Raw genomic sequence first — 19,286 nt, 5'->3', positions numbered from 1 at the left:
AGACACGGGCCCCCTCGTCGACCCAGACAATCCGCCCACCAACACAAGAAGGCAGCAGGCGGTCCAGCGGCCTTCTCAGGTCGCCTTCGACGTCTGAATGTTGTAGCCGAAGTCGGTGTTGCCACCGGCGCTTCCGGCATCCTGCTGCAACTTGTACGCCTGCTTGAACTCGGCGAACGCCAGCGCGACATGCTCGTGGACAGCCTGATCCGAGCCGCTTCCGCTCCACTGAACCGAGCTCACCATCAGGTCCGTGAAGTCGACCTTCATGTACTCGACACGCGAATCGCCATCCAGCTTCATGCAGCTAAGCGTGCCGCTCCCAATGTGCTTGCCGGTCGTGCTCGCCTTGAACAGGGCAACCGATGCCTTGTCGAGGTGCTTCGAGATGGTGATCTCCGCGACATGGGCCTGCGTCGACTGACCGCCCTGACCGATCGAGAAGGACGCCGGATTGCTGACGCCCCAGGCAAAGCTCTGGACTTCGATCCAATCCTTGTGATCTTCGTCCATCGACTCGCCGTCGAGGCCATCAAGCTTCAGATAAATGTTGGTGGCAGCCATGGAAAATCCCTTCCGTTTGGGGAGTAATCATTTAGCGCACAATTTAGTCGCCAATATTACGAAGGCGGTTCACGAATTTATTTTGCGACCGGCAATCGCGACACCAGCCGCAGGCCGATGTCCATACCCTCCAGCTGGAAGTGCGGACGCAGTTCGAACGTCGCAGAGTAGTATCCGGGATTTTCCTCGTTCGGCGTAATGCTGATCTTGGCGCCAGCGAGCGGTCTACGGCACTTGGTTGCTTCCGTCGAATTCTTCGGATCGCCGTCGACATATTCGCTGATCCAGTTGGTCAGCCACTTCTCCAATTGCTCCTTCTCGTAGTAAGAGCCGACCTTGTCGCGCACCATGACCTTGAGGTAGTGCGCGAAACGGCAGCACGCGAACATGTAGGGCAGGCGCGAGGCCAGGTTGCTCGATGCCGTCGCTTCGACGTTGTTCTGATACGCCTTCGGCTTGGCCAGAGATTGCGCGCCGATGAATGCGGCCCGATCAGTATTCTTGCGATGGATCAGCGGAATCAGACCCGATTTGGCGAGCTCGGCCTCGCGCCGGTCACTGATGGCGATCTCGGTCGGACATTTGAGATCGACGCCGCCATCGTCGGTCGGGAAAGTGTGTGCAGGCAGGTTGTCGACCTCGCCGCCGGATTGCACGCCCCTGATCCGGGCGCACCATCCGTACTCCTTGAAGGCCCTGTTGATGTTGGCCGCCATGGCGTAGGCCGCATTCATCCAGGCGTATTTCTCGCCCTTGTGGCCGTCGGTGTCTTCCTCGAAGCCGAAATCTTCGACCGGCTCGGTCTTGGCGCCGTAGGGCAGACGCGCCAGCACGCGCGGCATGCAAAGTCCGACATATTTGGCATCGTCGGAATCCCGCAGCGATTTCCAGGCCGCATATTCCGGCGTGTCGAACAGCTTGCTCAGATCACGCGGGTTCATCAGCTCGGTCCAGGAATCCATGCCCATCAGGGTGGAATCGGCCGCGGCAATGAACGGCGCATGCGCCGCAGCGGCAATCTTGCTGAGATCGCGCAGCAGCTGCACGTCGGTCGGCAGGTGGCTGAAATAATAGTCGCCGATCAGACAGCCATAGGGCTGCCCACCGAGCTGTCCGAATTCCTCTTCATAGGTCTTCTTGAACAGCGGGCTCTGGTCCCAGGCCGCGTTCGGATACTGCCGCAGATGCCGGTAGAGCTCCGTCTTGCCGACGTTCATGACGCGGATCTTCAGCATCGCGTCGGTTTCCGACTGGAATACGAGGTATTTCAGTCCACGCCAGGCGCTTTCGATCTGCTGGAATTCCGGCGCATGCATGATCTCGTTCAGCTGTGCCGACAATTTCTTGTCGAGCTGCGCAATCATCTCCTCGATCGTGTCGAGAACGTCCGCCTTGACCAGGCTGCTGTCGGCGAGCGCCTGCTCGACCAGGGTATTGACTGCATTTTCGACTTCGGTCGCAGCGCGCTCGGTTCGAGGCTTGAAGCTTTGCTTCAGCAGCTGTGCGAACTCGTCGGTCTCACGCGTTTCAACAAGTGCTTCCTGAGGCGCCTGCGCGGTCTCTGTAGCCATGACGGCCCTCTCCAAATGTTAAAAAAGCCCGATCGGGAAGCTCAGGACTGACCTTCGCTTTCGCCGCCCGATTCCGTATTCCGCTGCTTGAGCGCCGCCATCATCTGCGGGTCGGACAACAGCTTGCGCAGCGTTGCCTCGGCAGCAACCTTGCCGTCCATGTAGCGCGCAAGATTTGCGAGCTGCTGCCGCGCCTCCAGGAGCTTGGCGAGTGCCGGCACTTGACGGGCAACTGCAGCCGGCTCGAAATCGGCCATCTTGTCAAACCGGAGGCTGACACCGAGCTTCTCGCCCGGTTCGTCCGACAGCTTGTTCTCGACGCGGAAGCTGACGCCGGGCTGGATCGCCGCCATGCGCGCATCCAGATTATCCATGTCGAAGTCGAGGAATTTGCGCTGCGCGACTTCCTCCTTCTCGACTCCGGGCGTGTTGCCCGAAAGGTCGGCCATCACCCCCATGACGAAGGGAATCTCGACCTTCTCCTCGGCGTTCGCCGGGTTCTCATAAGTAATGTGCACCCGCGGCGGGCGATTGCGTCGAATAAATCTCTGACCACTATCTCGCGACATATGCTTCGTCCTATCTTATGAATGCTTGGTCGGAATGTTCATCGCGTCCTGAAATCGGCCATCTGAAATGGCGGGATTAAAGGGCCCTTTTATGGCTTCGTCAATTGTCACGCCTGCGTCACACGTCACCGGGCGACAAGATCGATGTGTCGCTGCTCCGATAGCCATCCTCACTTGTCAGCTCCGATATTCTTGAGCGCTGCCTTTGGTAGCACGTCCCTGAGCACCGCCATGAAGTCCCGCTCCGCGAGCGCACGCGCACGCTCGCAAATCATAGGCACAGGGCTGGCCGGCTCGTGCTGGCGAAAGTAGCTCTGCACCTGCTCGAGCAGGGCGATGGCCTGGCTGCGGCTTCGGACTTCGTAATGCGGAACAGGCGCCTCTGTCGACGCGGCCGGGTCGGCCGCAGCTGTGGCCGCATCTGCCGCGCTCACCTGGGGAAGATTGTTCAACTTGCCGATCGGGAGTTCGAACACCTGATCGCTTCCGATCTGGAAGACGGCCTTGTCCAGATGGCCGGGAACGAGGATGCTGATCACCTCGAGGAATGACTTGCCGATGAGTTGATGGGCCTGGCGCACCAGCGGAAGGGTCGGGCTCGAAGGCTCGCGCCGGCTGTAATAATCGGCGATCGCCGCAAGCGCCTCGCGCGCGGCGGCAAGGGAGGCCGGCGCTCCGGCGGGATTGAACGGCTTGTCATCCGCTCGCTGCCCCGCACCATCGGCTTGCGCTCCCGCCTCGGTCGGCTGCTGCGCGAGCCTGCCGATCTCGGTGGCTGCGGGATCGATGAACCCCTGGATCTTGGCGACCAGCGCCGGCAGATTATCGAGACCTGCGGATGCGCCGTGAAGCGCGAACGCGTTGCGTATCTGGCCCAGCGCCGTCTTGAGCAGACCGATGTGCTTGCGCGTGGCGGCCAGAGCGGCCGGGTCGGCATCGCCTCGGCCCTCCAGCAGAGCGGTGACGGCCAGCTTCGTCTCTCCGCCGCGCGGCTTCACCTCGCCATTCGCAATCATCAGCGCCCGGTAGGTCGCCGGCCCAATTCGCCGCGCCTCGAACAGGGGTGCATATTGAAGCGGAAAAACCACAGTCGAGGCGTCCAACGCGCCGATGGCAATCGATCTGGCGGTTGCATCGTCGCCCTGACAGCGCGGATGGACCTGATCCCAGAAGGCCTCCAGCAGTTCGGCAATACCCGCAACACTGACCGAGAACGCGGCAAGATCCTTGTCCAGGATCTCGAGACGCGCCTGCATGATCAGCAACCTGATGTCGCGCGTGCGCTGCAACAGCGGCTTGATCAGCTCCCGCTGCCCCTTGATATCAACCGTCGTCCGATCGAATGGCCTGCCATCGTCGGCCGAGAAGAAGGAGGCGGGGAGGACACCTTCAACCTGGGCGAAGAAGTTCAAGTAATCGATATCGCCGTCCAGATCGAGATCCGGCCCGCACGGATCGGCATCGGACAAGGGGCTACAGAGCGCGGCGACCGCCGGATCCAACTTGCGAGGATCGGAGCTGCCCGGCGCAGTCGTCGCAGGCGCTTCCGTCACAGGCGCCTCCGACGTCGGCTCCGCACCGGCGACTGGCTGCTCCCAGCTCGTCTGATCAGGCTGCAGCACTGCCTTGACCCCGCGGACACGGCAAGCTCAAACCATCAACCACGACTTGCAAACCACTCTTCGCAAAAGCCATTCCCGAACCGCCCCTTCGCAGTCGGCCGCACACCTGCCTCTTCAGAGGCCGATCCATCCGACGCTATCATCGTGCGTGCTGTTCGACTACTTATTATGAGTGTACCCGCCGGGCGGTTCGGTTCAAACCGCTCCCGCAGGGCAGCAGAGCGACGACCATAGAGCCGCTCCAGAAACCAGTATACGGCTCCGAATGGCGGCTTCATGACCTAGCTCACACTCTGCAGGGCGTTGGCGGCGGCGTGGGGCGTCACGGCCGGGATCTCGGGGCCACAACCGCCCGCTTCCGCCAGACACCTCGGCTGCGGCCGTACCAGGATATTGCTGCGATTGTTATCGTACCCTCACCGCTTCGACGGCCCTTCTCGCATTTAAACAAATCGCGAGCTTCGATGTCGCTCGATCGATTGCACGCTATCGTCCGATGCGAGGACCTGCGCGAGTGCGCGCAAGAGTTTACCTGCCTATGTACATTCGTTTGACGCCCTCGACGACTCGGCCTGCGCCGAGCGCCCCGGCCGCGCTCGCTGCGCCGCAGTAGTTGTCGAGATCCATGAGGCCCTCAGATAACGAGAGCCGAGCGCATCGACACGTTATTCATCATTCATCGGTCTGCGTCCGGACCCGCATCCGCGTGTTGAACCTGCGCACCGGGCGGAAACGAAGGCGCGATCACCACCCGCAGCGTGCGACGCAAGTGTCTGTCACATTTGTGCGGTACGCCCATTTTCCTCGATCGAATGGCCATGGGACCGCCTCACTTGCGCAATGGATTTCCGCAACTCTGGCCCTCAGCGCGTGCGCTCCGCCGATCCCCTGCGGATGACATCCTGCAACCGCCTCGGATCGTCGCTGGGCCCACGCAGCAACCGATCTGTTTGAAATTGAACCGGATATCCGCGACGTTCGACAAACATGAGTTTCCGGTGCGGCGAGAGGGCAAATGGGAAAGATCAGTCAGGACGGACAAGTCGGAGAACTGACCACGCCACTGGGCAAGGATGTCCTGGTCCTCAGTCAGTTCAACGGGGTCGAAGCGCTCGGCGAAGATTTCGAGTTTCAGATCGATGCCTTGAGCGAGCAGGAGAACCTGAATTTTGATCAGGCGCTCGGGAAGTCCTGCACGATCAAGCTTCAGGCCTACAACGGCAAGGTGCGCTTTTTCGACGGCATTCTCACGCGTGCACAATGGGTCGAGAAGATCGAGGACTACTACCACTACCGATTGGTGCTTCGCCCCTGGTTCCATCTTCTGTCCTATCGGGCGGACTGCCGGATCTTTCTCGACAAGAATGTCAAGGACATCATCCAGGAGGTCTTCACCAAGGCCGGCTTCACCGATTTCGAGTTCAAGACCACCGCCGACTACGACAGCATTCCCTATTGCGTGCAGTATCGCGAGACCGATTTTGCCTTCTGCTCCCGGCTGATGGAGCAGTATGGGATCTATTATTTCTTCAAGCATTCCGCGGGCAAGCACGTGATGGTGCTGGCGGATTCCCGCTCCTCGCACGAGGCCAATCCCGACGTCCCCAAGCTGCCCTACCTTCCGCTCGGAGGCCGCGCGCTTCACGAGGATCAATATCTGGGGGCCTGGGTCTCGGAACGCCGCTTCCGGACCGGCAAGGTCGAGTTCAACGACTACGATTACCTCAAGCCCAACAAGAAGCTGCGCGCGCCGAACGAAGCCGCGGAGAATTACACGCATTCGAAGTTCGAGGTTTATGACTATCCCGGCAAGTACGACGAAGAGGACAAGGGCAAGAAGTTTTCGAAGTTCCGCCTGGAGGCCGAGCAGTCCTACGATCATCGCCGCTATGCGGACGGTGATGCGGCCTCCTTGTTTCCAGGCAGCCTCGTCACCGCCGAGCGCCATCCGATCGGTGCGGAAAACCGCGAATTTCTCGTCGTCCGATCCTCACACCGTTACGGCACCCAGAACTATCGAACCAATGCGTCCGGCAGCGCCGAAGAGCAGGTCTATTATGGCTCGTACGAATTCCTCCCCAGCGACCGGCCGTTCCGTAGCCTTCCCGTCACGCCGAAACCGCGCATCTACGGCATCCAGACAGCCAAGGTTGTGGGCAAGAAGGGCGAGGAGAACGAGGAGATCTCGACCGACGAGAACGCCCACATCTGGGTGCAGTTCTACTGGGACCGCGAGCCGAAGAAGTCGTGCCCGGTGCGGGTCGCGCATGCCTGGTCCGGCAAGAGATGGGGCACGCAGTTCATTCCGCGCGTGGGCATGGAAGTGGTCGTCGAGTTCCTCGAAGGCGATCCGGACCGGCCGCTGGTGACGGGATGCGTCTACAACGGCGACAACAAGGTGCCGTACGCGCTGCCCGACAACAAGACGCAGTCCGGCACCAAGTCGGAATCCTCGAAAGGCGATCACGGCTATAATGAGTTCATGTTCGAGGACAAGAAGGGCGACGAATTCATCCGCATGCATGCGCAGAAGGATCACCTCGTCACCATCAATGCGAACCAGACCGGGACGGTCGGCGTCATCGGTCCCGACTCGCCTTACATGGGAGGCGACCAGACCTGGACTGTCGGCAACAACCGGACTTGGACCATTCAGAAGGGCAACGACAAGCTGGAGATCCAGCTCGGCAACCAGACCATCACACTCGACATCGGTCAGCAGACCGTCGATGCAATGACCGGCATCACGTTGAACGTATGCATGGGGCTCAGCAGCGTTAAGATCATGCCCGACTCGATTTCGCTGATGGCACCCAACATCAATCTCACGGGCATGGCTTCGATCAACCTGACGGCACCGTCCGTCAATGTCGCCGCGGTGCTCAATACCCCGATGCTCAATGCGGCCGCGGCGACGATCAGCGGCATCCCGTTATAGGAGCGCCCAACCTGTAACTTATAGCATCCGATAGCCGCATGTCCCTTGTGCCTGCGGCGGGAGGTGACAAGCTTGGCGACGAGCTGATTTCATGACGATCGTATTGTCCGGCGCATTATCCGGCCCTTGGGGTGCCTCGATGTCCGTTATCCGTTTCGCGACTGCTCGTGCGTTGTTTGAGGCCTTCCCCGAAGTGTCTGAGATCGTCAACCATGCTCCAACCGAGCAGACGCCGACCGATTTCGTCAAGAGCCTGGTCTCGGCCGGCAAGATACCGGAGGCAGTGGGCTTCTGCGCCTATCTGTTGCCGCGGCGCGAGGCCGTGTGGTGGGCATGCACGAGTGTAAAGACTCTTGCGGAGGATCTTGCCCGCGATCGTCCCGACGCTCTGCTCGCCGCCGAGTCGTGGGTCTATCAGCCGGATGACCAGCGCAGGCAATACGCGCTGCAGATCGGCGATCGTGGCGACCGCAAGGATCCAACGACCTGGCTGGCGCTGGCAGCCGGATGGTCGGGCGGGTCTCAGACGGTCGGATCCCAGCCCGCGCCGATTGCACCTTTTATGACGGCGCGGGCGAGCCGGGTCGCCATTCTTCTCAGCGCGGCGAAGGTCGGCGGTGCCGAGCGCATGTCGCGCTTGCGCAAGTGTATCGCCGACGCGCTCAAGCTCGCGGACCACGGCCTTGGTTGACCAGAGCGGTTGCTCACGCTGTTGTAGTTCGTGGCGCGCTGGTCGCTGCGCCGGGCCGGCCTTGAACGGTCAGGGGATTGGACGTACCGTGCTGGGCGATTGTGGAATTGGACCCGATGCTGTTCTGCAAGCACCGGCTGATCCTTGCAGACGATGGCGGCCATGGCGCTGACGCTGAGAGTTGAGAACCAGACCAGCCTTCCAGACGGCGGCGCGCTCAGCATCCAGATTCAGGGCAAGCGCGGCATCGATATCGGCCGCGATCAATATCTCGACTGGACCCTGCCTGATCCGGACCGCGTCATCTCAGGCAAGCATTGTGAGATCAGGTGGCGCGACGACGCCTATTGGCTGCATGATACCTCGACCAACGGGACCTACTTGCTGGGTGCCGAGACCCGCTTGCCGGTGCCTTACCGCATTCGTCACGGTGACCGGTTCTTGATCGGTCATTATATCATTTCGGCCAGCATCGACGGGCAGACAGCGGATGCGGCGCCGGTTACGGCCCCTGCCCCGCCCGCGAGCTACGACGAGATATGGAGCGCGGTCGGCGACGTCGCTCCGCCTGTTAACCCGAAGCACCTCAAGCCCAACCGAGATTCCGGGCCGATGAAGGCCGATTTTCTCGAATGGGCGGTCGACGTTCCCTGGACCACTCCCGCTGCCCGCCGGCCCGGAGGCCCATCCGCTCCTCCGCCCGATCCTGCTGACGACATGGGCTGGGCGCATGGGGTGCGGACCGAGCCCGCTCCCGTCGCGGCCGCGCCTCCCATGCCCGAGCCGCGACGGCCGGTCTGGACCGATGAAGCTGCGCCGTGGAGCGCGCCACCACAGCCTCAGCACAGTTGGCCCGAGACCGTCGAGACGCAGCCGGCCGCACAACCGCGAGCCCCAATTGAGAACAAGACACCGCCAGCCGCGCCTGTCGTTCCACCAGCGATGCATGATTGGCCGCAGGCCAATATCGAACGGGCCGCGCCGGCTCCCGCGGGCGGAACGGAACGCGGTCAGCCCGCTGGAGCCGGCGTGTCAGGACTCGATCGGTTCGTCCGTGCGTTCGCCTACGGAGCGGGTCTGCCCCAGGATGCACTCTCGGGCAGTGATCCTGCCGTGCTGGCGGAGCAAATCGGCCAATTGCTGAGAGTGCTCACCGAAAACGCCAAGGAGCTGCTCGAAGCCCGCCAACAGGCCAAGCGCCTCGCCCGCAGCTCGGACCACACCACGATCCAGGCGCTGAACAACAATCCCCTCAAGTTCGCGCCCACCGCCGAGGAGGCGATGCGGCTGATGTTCGCGCCGCCAGGCGGAAGCTATCTCGATGCGCGTGCCGCCTTCAAACAAAGCTTCGACGACCTGAAATCCCATGAGGTCCAGACCTTTTCGGCGATGCAATACGCGCTCAAGGCACTATTGGCGGAGTTTGATCCCGGGCAAGTCGAGCAGAGACTAAAGAGTGAGCCCGGTCTCGCCGACGTATTTGGGTCGCGCAAGGCGAGCCTTTGGGACGCCTATGTCGCACATTGGGCGGTTCGGACGCAGAGCAGGAAGGATGCGCTGGTGAACGCATTCATGGTCTACTTCGCCGAACATTACGACGAGGAGGAATTCGGACGCACGGATGACCGAGCTGCCTTGCAGTCGGACAAGCGGGCGGGACTGCCGGGGGGAAGCCGCTGAAGGAGTGCATTGCGTGTAACGATTCGGCGCCCGCTCCGCGTGATTTTTGCAACTGGCGCACCAAGCCTTGGGCTCGCGACCTGCAGTAATCGAGGAGAGCGGGCAATAACGATACCAATTTCGACGGCGAGTTCGAGAATGCCATTCTACCCAACCGCTGAAGACCGTCGTCACCATACCAGGAATGCCTGATGGCGCTTCGCCTGACCATCGAGAATCTGGCCAACCTGCCCGACGGAGGACCCATCTCGTTTGCGGTCGACGGAGAGCGCCCGGTCGATATCGGACGCGACAAGCACGTCGATTGGACCTTGCCGGATCCAACGCGCTACATCTCCGGCAAGCATTGCGAGATCCGCTACCGCGACAACAGCTATTGGCTTCATGATGTCTCGACCAACGGCACGTTCCTGAATGGAGCGGCGCACCGAATGCGCAGCCCTTACCAACTCAAGGACGGGGATCGTCTCATTATCGGCCACTACATCATCGCGGTTTCGCTCGATCGGCCCGAGGGCTCGCATGTGCAGCGCGCTCTGCCGCAGACGAGCAGCGCCGCGCGCCCGGCCTCAGACGCCGATGTGTGGGCGAGCGGAACACCGGCGGTCTCCCCGTCGCCGGCAGCGAATGACGCTCGCGCGCCTCGCAGCGCAGCGCCGGCACAGTCGGCCTTCGCGGACTGGACTTCATCCGGGGCAGGCGCCGACAGCTCCGCCGTTCGTCCGCGCGCGCTGACCGGTCAGAACGACGACAGCGCAGGTATGGATTGGACGGGCAGCGATCCCTTTGGTGTGCAACGGACGTCCGATCCTCACGCCGTGGCGGCGCGCGATCAAGCGGCACGCATCGACCATCCTGCTCCTGCCGAAAGCGTCGCGCCACCAGCCACATCGCCGTTCGCCGTGCCAAAGCCCCAAGGGGGCTCCCCCGCCAGCGCGGCCGCCGCGCAGGCGGAATCTCCGCCGACGGCGAGCCCTGCTGTCGAAACCGGCGTCAGGCCGCAGGGCGCCGGGCAGAGCCTGGCCAGCATCATCGCACGCGGCGCGGCCGTGCCCGAGAGCACGTTTGCCAACCGCGACGAGGATCAGCTGGCCCACGAGCTCGGCGAGCTGATGCGGATGTCCATCATCAACCTCATGATCCTGCTGCAGGCGCGCAATGAGGCCAAGCGACTGACGCGCAGCAGATCTCACACGACGGTCGAGGCGACTGAGAACAATCCGCTGAAATTCGCACCTTCACCCGAAGAGGCGATGAGAATTCTGTTTGGCCCGAGGAACCGCGCCTATCTGGGCGCGCGAGCCGCATTGGAGCAGGGCTACAACGATCTGCGGACTCACCAGCAACGGACCTACGCTGCCATGCGGCACGCCATCTCCATGCTGATGGCCGAGCTCGACCCTGCAGCGATCGCCAGGCAGGCCCAGGACCAGGAAAGCATGCTCGACAAGGTTCGCTCGCAGAAGGGCCGGCTCTGGGACACCTTGGTCGCACGCTGGAATGCAAGCTTCGGCCGAGAGGCCAGTGCCCCGGTCGATGCATTCATGCAGCATTTTGCCGATCACTACGATGAGGCCCATCGTCAGTAGAGGTCGAGCAGAGATTTGCTGCGGAATAGCCGGGGCAACCGGCACAACATGTGAACGGATGATGTAGATGTCTTGGTACAGCAAGGTTTTTTGGTCGGAGGGCCTGTTTCTTCGTCCGCATCATCTGCAGCAGAACGACAGGTATATCGAGCACCTGATCGACAAGCGCGTCCGCCACGTCACGCCCTATCCTTGGGGTTTTGATCAGCTCGAAATCGACCAGGACCTCGCCCAGCAAAGCAAGTTCGGCCTGCGCCGCGCCAGCGGCGTGATGCCCGACGGAACGCCGTTCGACATTCCAGCGGACAGCCCCATTCCGGACGCGATCGACGTCCCCGACGGCACCGCCGGCCAGATCGCCTGGCTGGTCATGCCGCTCGCTGCGCCCAATACCCGCGAGGTGGATGAAGCCACGGCAGAAAGCGCCAGCCGCTACACGCGGTCGTCCGAGACCTTCATCGATTCCACGTCCTCGCTCAGGATCGAGGAGGAGGTCGAGATCGCATTGCCGCGACTGACATTCGAGCTGCGCCGAACATCCAAGCCCGGCTATATGGCTCTTGGCATCGCACGCGTGCTCGAGGTGCGCGACAAGAACGTGCTGTTCGACGACCGCTACGTGCCGCCCATGCTGGTGTCCGCGGCCCACCCGGTGATCAGCGGCTGGATCAACCGCGTGATCGGCTGGATCGACGCCAAGCTGGAAGAGTTGGCGCGTTATGCGGTGGATCCGTCCTCGGGAGGCGGCCTGCAGAGCGTCGAGTATCTGGTGCTGCAGCTGTTGAATAGAGAGATCCCGTCGCTGATCCACCTGCAGCGCTCGGGCTATGTGCATCCGGAACGGCTTTATGAGCAGCTGCTTCGGCTGGCCGGCGAGCTCGCCACCTTCGTGACGCAGGAGCGGCGCGCGCGGGACTATCCGGCCTACGATCATGACAACCTGGAGAACGTCTTCGCGCCGCTGATCCGCGATCTCCAGGAATTCCTCAGCGCCCAGCTCGGGCGCCGCGCCATTCGCCTGGAGATCATCGAGCGCGCGCAGAACGCATTCGTCTCTCCGATCCGCGACCGCTCGCTGTTCCGCAATGCGACCTTCGTCCTTGAGGTCACCGCGCGCCGCCCGCTGGTCGAGATCCAGAACGACTTCCCGCATCTGTTCAAGGTCGGGCCGAACACCAAGATGAACGAAATCGTGCACGCCAACCTGCCCGGCGTGCCCCTGGTGCACTTGCCGACGCCGCCGCCCCACATCCGCGCGATCACCGACCACGTCTACTTCTACATGGACAGGAAATCGCAGCTCTGGCCTGACTTCAGCAACGCGGCGTCCATCGGCATGCACTTCTCCGGCGACTGGCCCGAGCTGGAACTTTATCTCTGGGCGATTCTGGAAGATCGGCGATGAGCGACAGGGACAAGCCTGTGAACCCCTTCGGACGGACCGAGCGGACCATCATCCGGCCGAATCCCGGAGGACGGTTGCCGCAGGCGCCGCCAGCGGCTCCCTCACCTGGCCCGCCCCCGGCAGATGTTTCGAACCCACGCGCACCGTTCTCACCGGTGCCGCTGGCCGACAGCGGCGCTGGCGGTCCGCCACCTCCGGGACAATACTCGCCTGTCCCGCCGCCGGTGGCATCCGTGGTTGCGCCCAGCGCTTCGCTCGGCGCGGCTCCTGTGACGCCGGCTGCGGAAGATTGGATCTCGTCACAGAACCAACCCGCGCGCGGGCCCGACCTGCCGCCCGCACCGGCGCTGCGCGTCGATGACCTCGTCGCGCCGAATGCCAACCCGATCATGCGGGCAGCCGGTCCGCTGCTGCAGCTGCTCGGACGACTGCGCGTCGCCCTGATGCGCGCCTCCTTCGCCAGCCTGATGGAGCAGGTCGCCGACGCGGTGAAGTTCTTCGAGAAGGACATCCGCTCGGCTGGCATCTCCGAGCAGCAAGCCAATACTGCGAAATACATTCTCTGTGCGACTGCCGACGATATCGTGCAGCATATCCCGACGAATGACCGGCATGTCTGGGCGCAATACAGCATGCTGAGCCGCTTCTTCGGAGAGCGCATCGGCGGCGTTCGTTTCTTCGAGATCCTGGATCGGCTCAAGGCCGACCCGCTGGTCAACTACCCGGTCCTCGAGTTGCAGCACGCCTGCCTTGCGCTCGGATTTCAGGGCATGCACCGCACCTCCGCAGGCGGCGTCGCCGGGCTGCAGGTGATCCAGCGCGACCTCTACGAATTGTTGCGGCGGGTCCGTCCAAGGGTGATGCGCGACCTGTCGCCGAACTGGCGCGGGCAGGCGCTGGCGGTGCGCCGCAACCGCATTTCGGTTCCGGCCTGGATGGTGGCCTCGGTCGCCGCCGCACTGCTGTTTCTGGGGTTCATCACCTTGCGGACCTGGCTGATCAGCCGTACCGAGGCGGCCGCGCAGCTCGCATTCTCGCTGCACCCCTCAGACAAGATCGAGCTGAAGCGAAAAATCGTCGCTCCGCCGCCGCTCCCGCCGCCCCCACCGCCTCCGGATCGCATCACGCAGCTGCAGAGAATTCGGAACGCGCTGGCCGCCGAGAATACGGCCTGCAAGATGACGGCCGACCAGTCGACGAACTTCATCATCATCAGGGTCTGCAATCTGATCCTGTTCGACTCCGGCAAGGCGACGGTGCTGGACGCTTTCAAGCCGATCGCGACCCGGCTTGCCGCCACGCTCGAAAAGGAGCCCGGCAAGATCCGCATCGTTGGGCACACCGACAATACGCCGATTGGCAACGCACGCTTCCCATCGAACTACGTGTTGTCGCTGGAGCGCGCCAAGGCCGTCGCCGCGGTCTTGAAGCCGGGACTGTCGGATTCCAGCCGGGTCGACGTCGAAGGCAAAGCCGCGGACTCCCCGATCGATACCAACGCGACGCCCGAGGGACGGGCAAACAACCGGCGCGTCGAAATCTTCATTGCAAGAAGCGAATAGTCGATAAGGCAGCGACAGGATGCTCCCAAAACAAATCATCCGAATTATCCTGTACGGGGTCGGCCTCGGCTCTCTCTCCGCGGTGGTCTATTTCGCTGGCCCGCTGATTTCGATCGGCGGCTGGCATCCGTTCGAAAACACGATCGTCCGGCAGATCACGATTCTGCTGCTGGTGACCGCCGCCGCCGGCTTCAGCGGTTTCACGTTCTACAAGAAGCGCAAGAGCGCGGAAAACATTGCCAAGGGCATTTCCGGCGAGGCCGAGCCTGCCAATGACGAGCCGGTGCTCAAGGAACGCATGAAGGACGCCGTTGCGACCCTGAAGGCCGCAAGCAAGGGCAAGTCCGGCTATCTCTACGAACTGCCCTGGTACATCATCATCGGCCCGCCCGGCGCGGGAAAGACCACGGCCTTGGTCAATTCGGGTCTGAAATTCCCACTCGCGGCCGGTTCAACGCCGGCCGCCGTGGCCGGCATTGGCGGCACGCGCTATTGCGATTGGTGGTTCACCGACGAAGCGGTGCTGATCGATACCGCCGGCCGCTACACGACGCAGGACTCCGACGCCACCGCCGACAAGCAGAGTTGGTTTTCATTCCTCGATCTTCTGAAGAAGAACCGGCCGCGCCAGCCGATCAACGGTGTCATCGTCGCAATCAGCATCGAGGATCTGCTGACGCTGTCTGCGGCTGAAATCTCGGCGCACGCGAACGCCATCCGCGCGCGGCTGCTCGACCTGCATCAGAGGCTCAAGGTCGACTTTCCGGTCTACGCGCTGTTCACGAAGGCCGATCTCGTCGCGGGCTTCAATGAATATTTCAGCTATCTCAACGAGGCCGCCCGCCGGCAGGTCTGGGGAGCGACATTCCAGACCGCGAACAAGAAGCAGAACATGGTCGCCACGGTTCCCGACCAGTTCGACCAGCTGCTGGAATGGCTGAGCGAGGAGACGATCGACCGCCTCCAGGAGGAGCCCTCGCCCAACTACCGCGTCTCGCTGTTCGGCTTCGCGGCGCAGATGGCGCGGCTCAAGCCGATCGTGGCGAATTTCCTGACCCAGATCTTCGAGCCCACCCGCTACCACGTCAACGCCACACTGCGCGGGTTCTATTTCAGCTCAGGCACGCAGAACGGCACGCCGATCGATCAGCTCGTCGGCTCGCTGGCGCGGACCTTCGGCGCCGAGCATGTCGCAACAACAGGCCATTCGGGAACCGGCAAGAGCTTCTTCCTCACCGACCTGATCACGAAAGTCATCATCGGCGAGGCCGCCTGGGTGTCCACCGACAGGGCTGCCATCAGGCGCGCCTTGATCCTGAAGGCAACTGCATTTTCCCTGATCGGCCTGGTGACGGTCGGGCTGACCTTCGCCTGGCTCACGAGCTACAAGCAGAACCGCGACCTGATCGAGCAGAACGAGCAGGCGGACAATGATTACTCCGGTGCCGCCGGCCCCTTCGTCAAGCAGACCCTGATCGACGACCGCGATCTGCATAAGGTGCTGCCGCTGCTGCACCGCTTGCGAAATACGCCGGTGGGCTACGGCACGCGAACCGCCTCGATCCCGACGTCGGAAGAGTTCGGGCTCAGCCAGCACGACCGCCTGCTCTCCTCCTCCAAGACGGCCTACCATACCGCTCTGGAGCGGCTGTTCAGGCCAAGGCTGCTCTATCGGCTCGAGGAGCAGCTGAACGCGCGGATCGCCGACGGCGGCTTCGTTTACGAGGCCTTGAAGGTCTACATGATGCTGGGCGGCCTTCATCCGGAAGACAAAGACCTGATCATGTCGTGGATGCAGCGGGATTGGGCCGAGAATCTCTATCCCGGCCCTACCAACGCGGAAGGCCGGAAACTGCTGGCCGAGCACCTGGCAGCGATGTTCGATTTGGAGACTGAGACGCCTCCGCTGGTCGAACTCGATGGCCATCTGGTGCTGGAAGCCCAAAGAACGCTCGCTCGGCTGAGCGTCGCCCAACGTGCCTATGAGCTGTTGAAATCGGAGGCGCGCAGCTCCAGCGCCGACGACTGGTCGGTGGTCCGCAAGGGCGGGCTTGACGCCGCCAATGTGTTCGAGGCCGACAAGGGCCAGCCGCTGGAGACGATCACTGTTCCCGCCTTCTTCACCTATAACGGCTTTCACGACAGGTTCATGGCCAAGCTCGCCGACCTATCGGAGCGGATGAAAAAGGACCGCTGGGTGCTGGGCGAAGCGGGCCAGCAGTCCGCCCTCGGCCAGCAATACGACAACCTCGCCGATGGCCTGCTCGATCTCTACGGGAATGACTTCGTCGGCGCCTGGCGCGATGCGCTCTCCAAGCTGAGGCTCAAGAAGCTGCTTGCCGACAAGCCGCGATATCAGGCGTTGCGTGCGATCTCCGCACCGGCGTCGCCGCTGCGGCTGATCCTGGAATCGCTGCGCGACGAGACCAAGCTGACGCGTGAACGCCCGAAACCGGCAAACGCGGACAAGGCCGCCTCCTCTGCAGCCGATGCGAAGGCCGCGACCATGGCCATGCTGTTCAATGCGCAGGACGGCCCGCCCGGCGCCAAAATCGAAGCGCAATTCAGGCCCTACCACGCCGTTGTCGAGGGCGAGAGCACGCGACGGCCGATCGATTCGGTGGTCGCCAATCTCAACGACATTGCGCAGAGCCTGACGCTCATCATCGAGAATCCGCAACTGACGGCGCAAGCCACCGCCGCGCTGCAGAACCAGGTCGCGACGCTGCGAAACAATGCCGGCAGAATGCCGCCGCCATTCTCGGACATGTTGCGGGGCGCCGCGGCCGAATTTGAAACGGACATGGCGGCGGCAACCGCCGGCCAGTTGCTGGTCATGCTGCGCGACCAGGTCACGCCGGCCTGCCAGCAGATCATCACTGGCCGCTATCCGTTCGTGCGGGCCAGCAACCAGGAGGTTCCGCTCGGAGATTTTTCCAAGCTCTTCAGCCCGAACGGCATTCTGGACAAATTCTTCACGCAGTCGCTCGCGCCTTATGCAGATACTTCGAAGCCGGAATGGACCTGGCGAAAGGAAAGCGCTGTTGGCGCGACCTTGTCGGCGGACACGCTGAGGCAGTTCCAGCGCGCGGCCTATATTCGTGATGCCTTCTTCCAGAACGGAGGCAACCTGCCTGCGGTCGCTCTCGCCGTGCAGCCGCCCGTGCTCAACGAGCCCGGAGCGAGCGCCAAGATCGAAATCGGCGGGACGGCAATCGCGAGCCCCGCTCCGCCGGCGCCCGCGGGGGGCGGTCTGTTCGCTTCGCCGTCGCCGCCACCACCGCCGCCGACCAAGCTTCCCAGCGTGTCGCCGACCAGTGTTCAGTGGCCGGGCCCATCGATGCGAACTGCGATTTCGGTGACGAATGACGCGACCGGCCAGCCATCGATCCTCGAACGGACGGGACCCTGGTCCTTGTTCAGGCTGCTGGAAGCAGGATCAATGACGGCGCGAGCGGAAACCGCCACCGCCAGCTTCATTGTCGCCGGCCGTGAGTTGAAGTATCAGATCACGACCGGCTCGATTAAGAATCCCCTCAATCTCAGCGCGCTCCGGGAGTTTCGCTGTCCTAACGGGATTTGATCCATGCGGTGCGGCCTGTTCGGAAAGCTTTCCGCAAAGCGCGACTTCATCGCTCTGGCCACTCCGCGCCGCTTTCTGGAAATGTGGGAGCCGTGGGTGCAGTCGTGCATGGCGGCAAGCCAGCATCATCTCGGCACCCGCTGGCAGAACGCGTTCCTGACCGCGCCGCTGTGGCGCTTCTGGCTCGGCGCCGACCTGTCGGGCGCGACGGTGCTCGGCACGCTGATGCCCTCGCTGGACGGGGTGGGACGCTATTATCCTCTCACGCTCTTGGCGGTGGCCGATCCCGACCACTCGATACCGCCACCGGATATCAACGCGCAGGAGCCGTGGTTCGCGCTCGCCGAGGAATTCCTGCTGGCGACGCTCGATCGATCGAAATCGTTCGAGGACATCTCCGCGGCTCTGGATAGGCTGGCGCCGCCGGACATGGAAGCCACCGTGCCCAGTTCGGATCAGATGCTTCGCCTCGACGACATGCTCGTCGGCACCATGACGGCCGGCAAGACGTTTCAAGATGCCCTGAGCGCTTTACGCCGGAGCAATCATGCGACCGCGGCGGCCGCAAGCTTCTGGTGGACGGCGGGCGGCGAGGATTTCCCACCGCTGGCGCTTGCTTCGCACGGGCTGCCGGATCCGTTCCACTATTCGTACCTGCTGACTGGAAAATCCCCCGACCAATCACGCGAACACGGCTGAGGCAGGAGCAGCGATGGGCGGACCATCATCCTATTCCTTCGAAGCAGGCTCGGCGACCCATCCCGGAAAGGTACGCTCTCGCAACGAGGATGCCTGTCTGGTGCGGACGGATGCCGGTCTATGGGCAGTCGCCGATGGCATGGGTGGTCACGAAGCCGGTGATGTCGCCAGCCAGCTCATCGTCCGGGCTTTGGACGGCATTTCGGAGGCGGATTCGGCGGTGCAGCTTCTCGAGGAAACGGAGAGCCGGATTTTTCTGGCGAACCAGCAGATCATCGATCTCAGCCGCCAGCGCGGCGGCATCGTGATCGGCTCGACAGTAACAGTGCTCCTGATTTCGGAAGATCACTATGCCTGCCTATGGGCTGGCGACAGTCGTCTCTATATCATCCAGGACGGATCGATCAGGCAGGTCTCGCACGATCACACCGAAGTCGAGGAGATGCTGGCGCGCGGCGCCGTCACCGCCGAAGAGGCCAAGCATTGGCCACAGAACGTCATTACCAAGGCGGTCGGGATCCACGACAATCCTGAACTGGAAGTCGTGACGGGCGCATTCGCCGAACACGATGTTTTCGTCCTCTGCAGCGATGGCCTCACCAAGCATGTCTCCGACGACGAGATTCGGCAACTGGCCTGCACGCAGGACGCGCAGTCATCATCTGCGGCGCTCGTCGACCTTGCGGTGGAACGAGGCGGGCTGGACAACGTGACCGTCGTCGTGGTTCGACCGATCCGAAAGGAATCCAGTCGCGAGCGCACCGTGACTCTGGCGACCGAAGACCGGCCAGACACGAGTATTTGGGAGTGATG

The 19,286-nt window shown here is 62.7% G+C and carries 13 protein-coding genes; 9 read left to right on the top strand and 4 right to left on the bottom strand.

Going from position 1 to position 19,286, the window contains the following annotated elements:
- Window positions 1-75: 75 nt before the first annotated feature.
- The 4 genes from P6U24_RS04990 to P6U24_RS04975 form a co-directional block, all read right to left on the bottom strand.
- Window positions 76-564: an Hcp family type VI secretion system effector gene (locus tag P6U24_RS04990; protein WP_407158082.1), complete on the bottom strand. Its 489-nt coding sequence runs from the start codon at window positions 562-564 to the stop codon at window positions 76-78.
- 77 nt (window positions 565-641) lie between these two features.
- Window positions 642-2,135, bottom strand: coding sequence for a type VI secretion system contractile sheath large subunit (gene tssC, locus P6U24_RS04985; RefSeq protein WP_407158081.1), 1,494 nt, complete (start codon window positions 2,133-2,135; stop codon window positions 642-644).
- A 41-nt stretch (window positions 2,136-2,176) separates the two neighbouring features.
- Window positions 2,177-2,704, bottom strand: a complete 528-nt coding sequence (gene tssB, locus P6U24_RS04980; protein ID WP_407158080.1) for a type VI secretion system contractile sheath small subunit — start codon at window positions 2,702-2,704, stop codon at window positions 2,177-2,179.
- Between the two features lie 170 nt (window positions 2,705-2,874).
- Window positions 2,875-4,326: an ImpA family type VI secretion system protein gene (locus P6U24_RS04975; protein WP_407158079.1), complete on the bottom strand. Its 1,452-nt coding sequence runs from the start codon at window positions 4,324-4,326 to the stop codon at window positions 2,875-2,877.
- A gap of 1,015 nt (window positions 4,327-5,341) precedes the next feature.
- Here P6U24_RS04975 and P6U24_RS04970 point away from each other — a divergent pair.
- The 9 genes from P6U24_RS04970 (at window position 5,342) to P6U24_RS04930 (ending at window position 19,284) form a co-directional block, all read left to right on the top strand.
- Window positions 5,342-7,264: a type VI secretion system Vgr family protein gene (locus P6U24_RS04970; protein WP_407158078.1), complete on the top strand. Its 1,923-nt coding sequence runs from the start codon at window positions 5,342-5,344 to the stop codon at window positions 7,262-7,264.
- 91 nt (window positions 7,265-7,355) lie between these two features.
- Window positions 7,356-7,955 carry a DUF6931 family protein gene (locus tag P6U24_RS04965; RefSeq protein ID WP_407158077.1) on the top strand — a complete coding sequence of 200 codons (600 nt, stop codon included), beginning with the start codon at window positions 7,356-7,358 and terminating at the stop codon, window positions 7,953-7,955.
- 162 nt (window positions 7,956-8,117) lie between these two features.
- Window positions 8,118-9,635: a type VI secretion system-associated FHA domain protein TagH gene (tagH, locus tag P6U24_RS04960; protein ID WP_407158076.1), complete on the top strand. Its 1,518-nt coding sequence runs from the start codon at window positions 8,118-8,120 to the stop codon at window positions 9,633-9,635.
- 191 nt (window positions 9,636-9,826) lie between these two features.
- Window positions 9,827-11,224: a type VI secretion system-associated FHA domain protein TagH gene (gene tagH / locus P6U24_RS04955; protein ID WP_407158075.1), complete on the top strand. Its 1,398-nt coding sequence runs from the start codon at window positions 9,827-9,829 to the stop codon at window positions 11,222-11,224.
- A gap of 67 nt (window positions 11,225-11,291) precedes the next feature.
- Window positions 11,292-12,629 carry a type VI secretion system baseplate subunit TssK gene (gene tssK / locus P6U24_RS04950; RefSeq protein ID WP_407158074.1) on the top strand — a complete coding sequence of 446 codons (1,338 nt, stop codon included), beginning with the start codon at window positions 11,292-11,294 and terminating at the stop codon, window positions 12,627-12,629.
- A gap of 233 nt (window positions 12,630-12,862) precedes the next feature.
- Window positions 12,863-14,191 carry a type VI secretion system protein TssL, long form gene (gene tssL, locus P6U24_RS04945; protein WP_407158073.1) on the top strand — a complete coding sequence of 443 codons (1,329 nt, stop codon included), beginning with the start codon at window positions 12,863-12,865 and terminating at the stop codon, window positions 14,189-14,191.
- Window positions 14,192-14,210: 19 nt separating this feature from the next.
- Window positions 14,211-17,774, top strand: a complete 3,564-nt coding sequence (gene tssM, locus P6U24_RS04940; RefSeq protein ID WP_407158072.1) for a type VI secretion system membrane subunit TssM — start codon at window positions 14,211-14,213, stop codon at window positions 17,772-17,774.
- A gap of 3 nt (window positions 17,775-17,777) precedes the next feature.
- The gene (gene tagF / locus P6U24_RS04935) at window positions 17,778-18,473 is read left to right on the top strand and encodes a type VI secretion system-associated protein TagF (protein WP_407158071.1); all 696 of its coding nucleotides are present in this window, start codon (window positions 17,778-17,780) and stop codon (window positions 18,471-18,473) included.
- A gap of 13 nt (window positions 18,474-18,486) precedes the next feature.
- Window positions 18,487-19,284 (top strand): PP2C family protein-serine/threonine phosphatase, encoded by a 798-nt coding sequence (locus tag P6U24_RS04930; protein WP_407158070.1) that lies wholly within the window; start codon window positions 18,487-18,489, stop codon window positions 19,282-19,284.
- The last annotated feature ends 2 nt before the right edge of the window (window positions 19,285-19,286 follow it).

Origin of the sequence: Bradyrhizobium sp. STM 3557 (genome assembly GCF_045571465.1) — a bacterium.
Lineage (GTDB): Bacteria > Pseudomonadota > Alphaproteobacteria > Rhizobiales > Xanthobacteraceae > Bradyrhizobium.
This window is presented reverse-complemented; position numbering and strand designations above follow the sequence as displayed.

Bases quoted from the DNA above. Each gene is read 5' to 3' on its own strand.
- tssM (WP_407158072.1), top strand. From the start codon at position 14,211: ATGCTCCCAAAACAAATCATCCGAATTATCCTGTACGGGGTCGGCCTC.
- tssK (WP_407158074.1), top strand. From the start codon at position 11,292: ATGTCTTGGTACAGCAAGGTTTTTTGGTCGGAGGGCCTGTTTCTTCGT.
- tssC (WP_407158081.1), bottom strand. From the start codon at position 2,135: ATGGCTACAGAGACCGCGCAGGCGCCTCAGGAAGCACTTGTTGAAACG.
- tagH (WP_407158075.1), top strand. From the start codon at position 9,827: ATGGCGCTTCGCCTGACCATCGAGAATCTGGCCAACCTGCCCGACGGA.
- P6U24_RS04970 (WP_407158078.1), top strand. From the start codon at position 5,342: ATGGGAAAGATCAGTCAGGACGGACAAGTCGGAGAACTGACCACGCCA.
- P6U24_RS04965 (WP_407158077.1), top strand. From the start codon at position 7,356: ATGACGATCGTATTGTCCGGCGCATTATCCGGCCCTTGGGGTGCCTCG.
- P6U24_RS04990 (WP_407158082.1), bottom strand. From the start codon at position 564: ATGGCTGCCACCAACATTTATCTGAAGCTTGATGGCCTCGACGGCGAG.
- tssB (WP_407158080.1), bottom strand. From the start codon at position 2,704: ATGTCGCGAGATAGTGGTCAGAGATTTATTCGACGCAATCGCCCGCCG.
- tagF (WP_407158071.1), top strand. From the start codon at position 17,778: ATGCGGTGCGGCCTGTTCGGAAAGCTTTCCGCAAAGCGCGACTTCATC.
- tagH (WP_407158076.1), top strand. From the start codon at position 8,118: ATGGCGCTGACGCTGAGAGTTGAGAACCAGACCAGCCTTCCAGACGGC.
- P6U24_RS04930 (WP_407158070.1), top strand. From the start codon at position 18,487: ATGGGCGGACCATCATCCTATTCCTTCGAAGCAGGCTCGGCGACCCAT.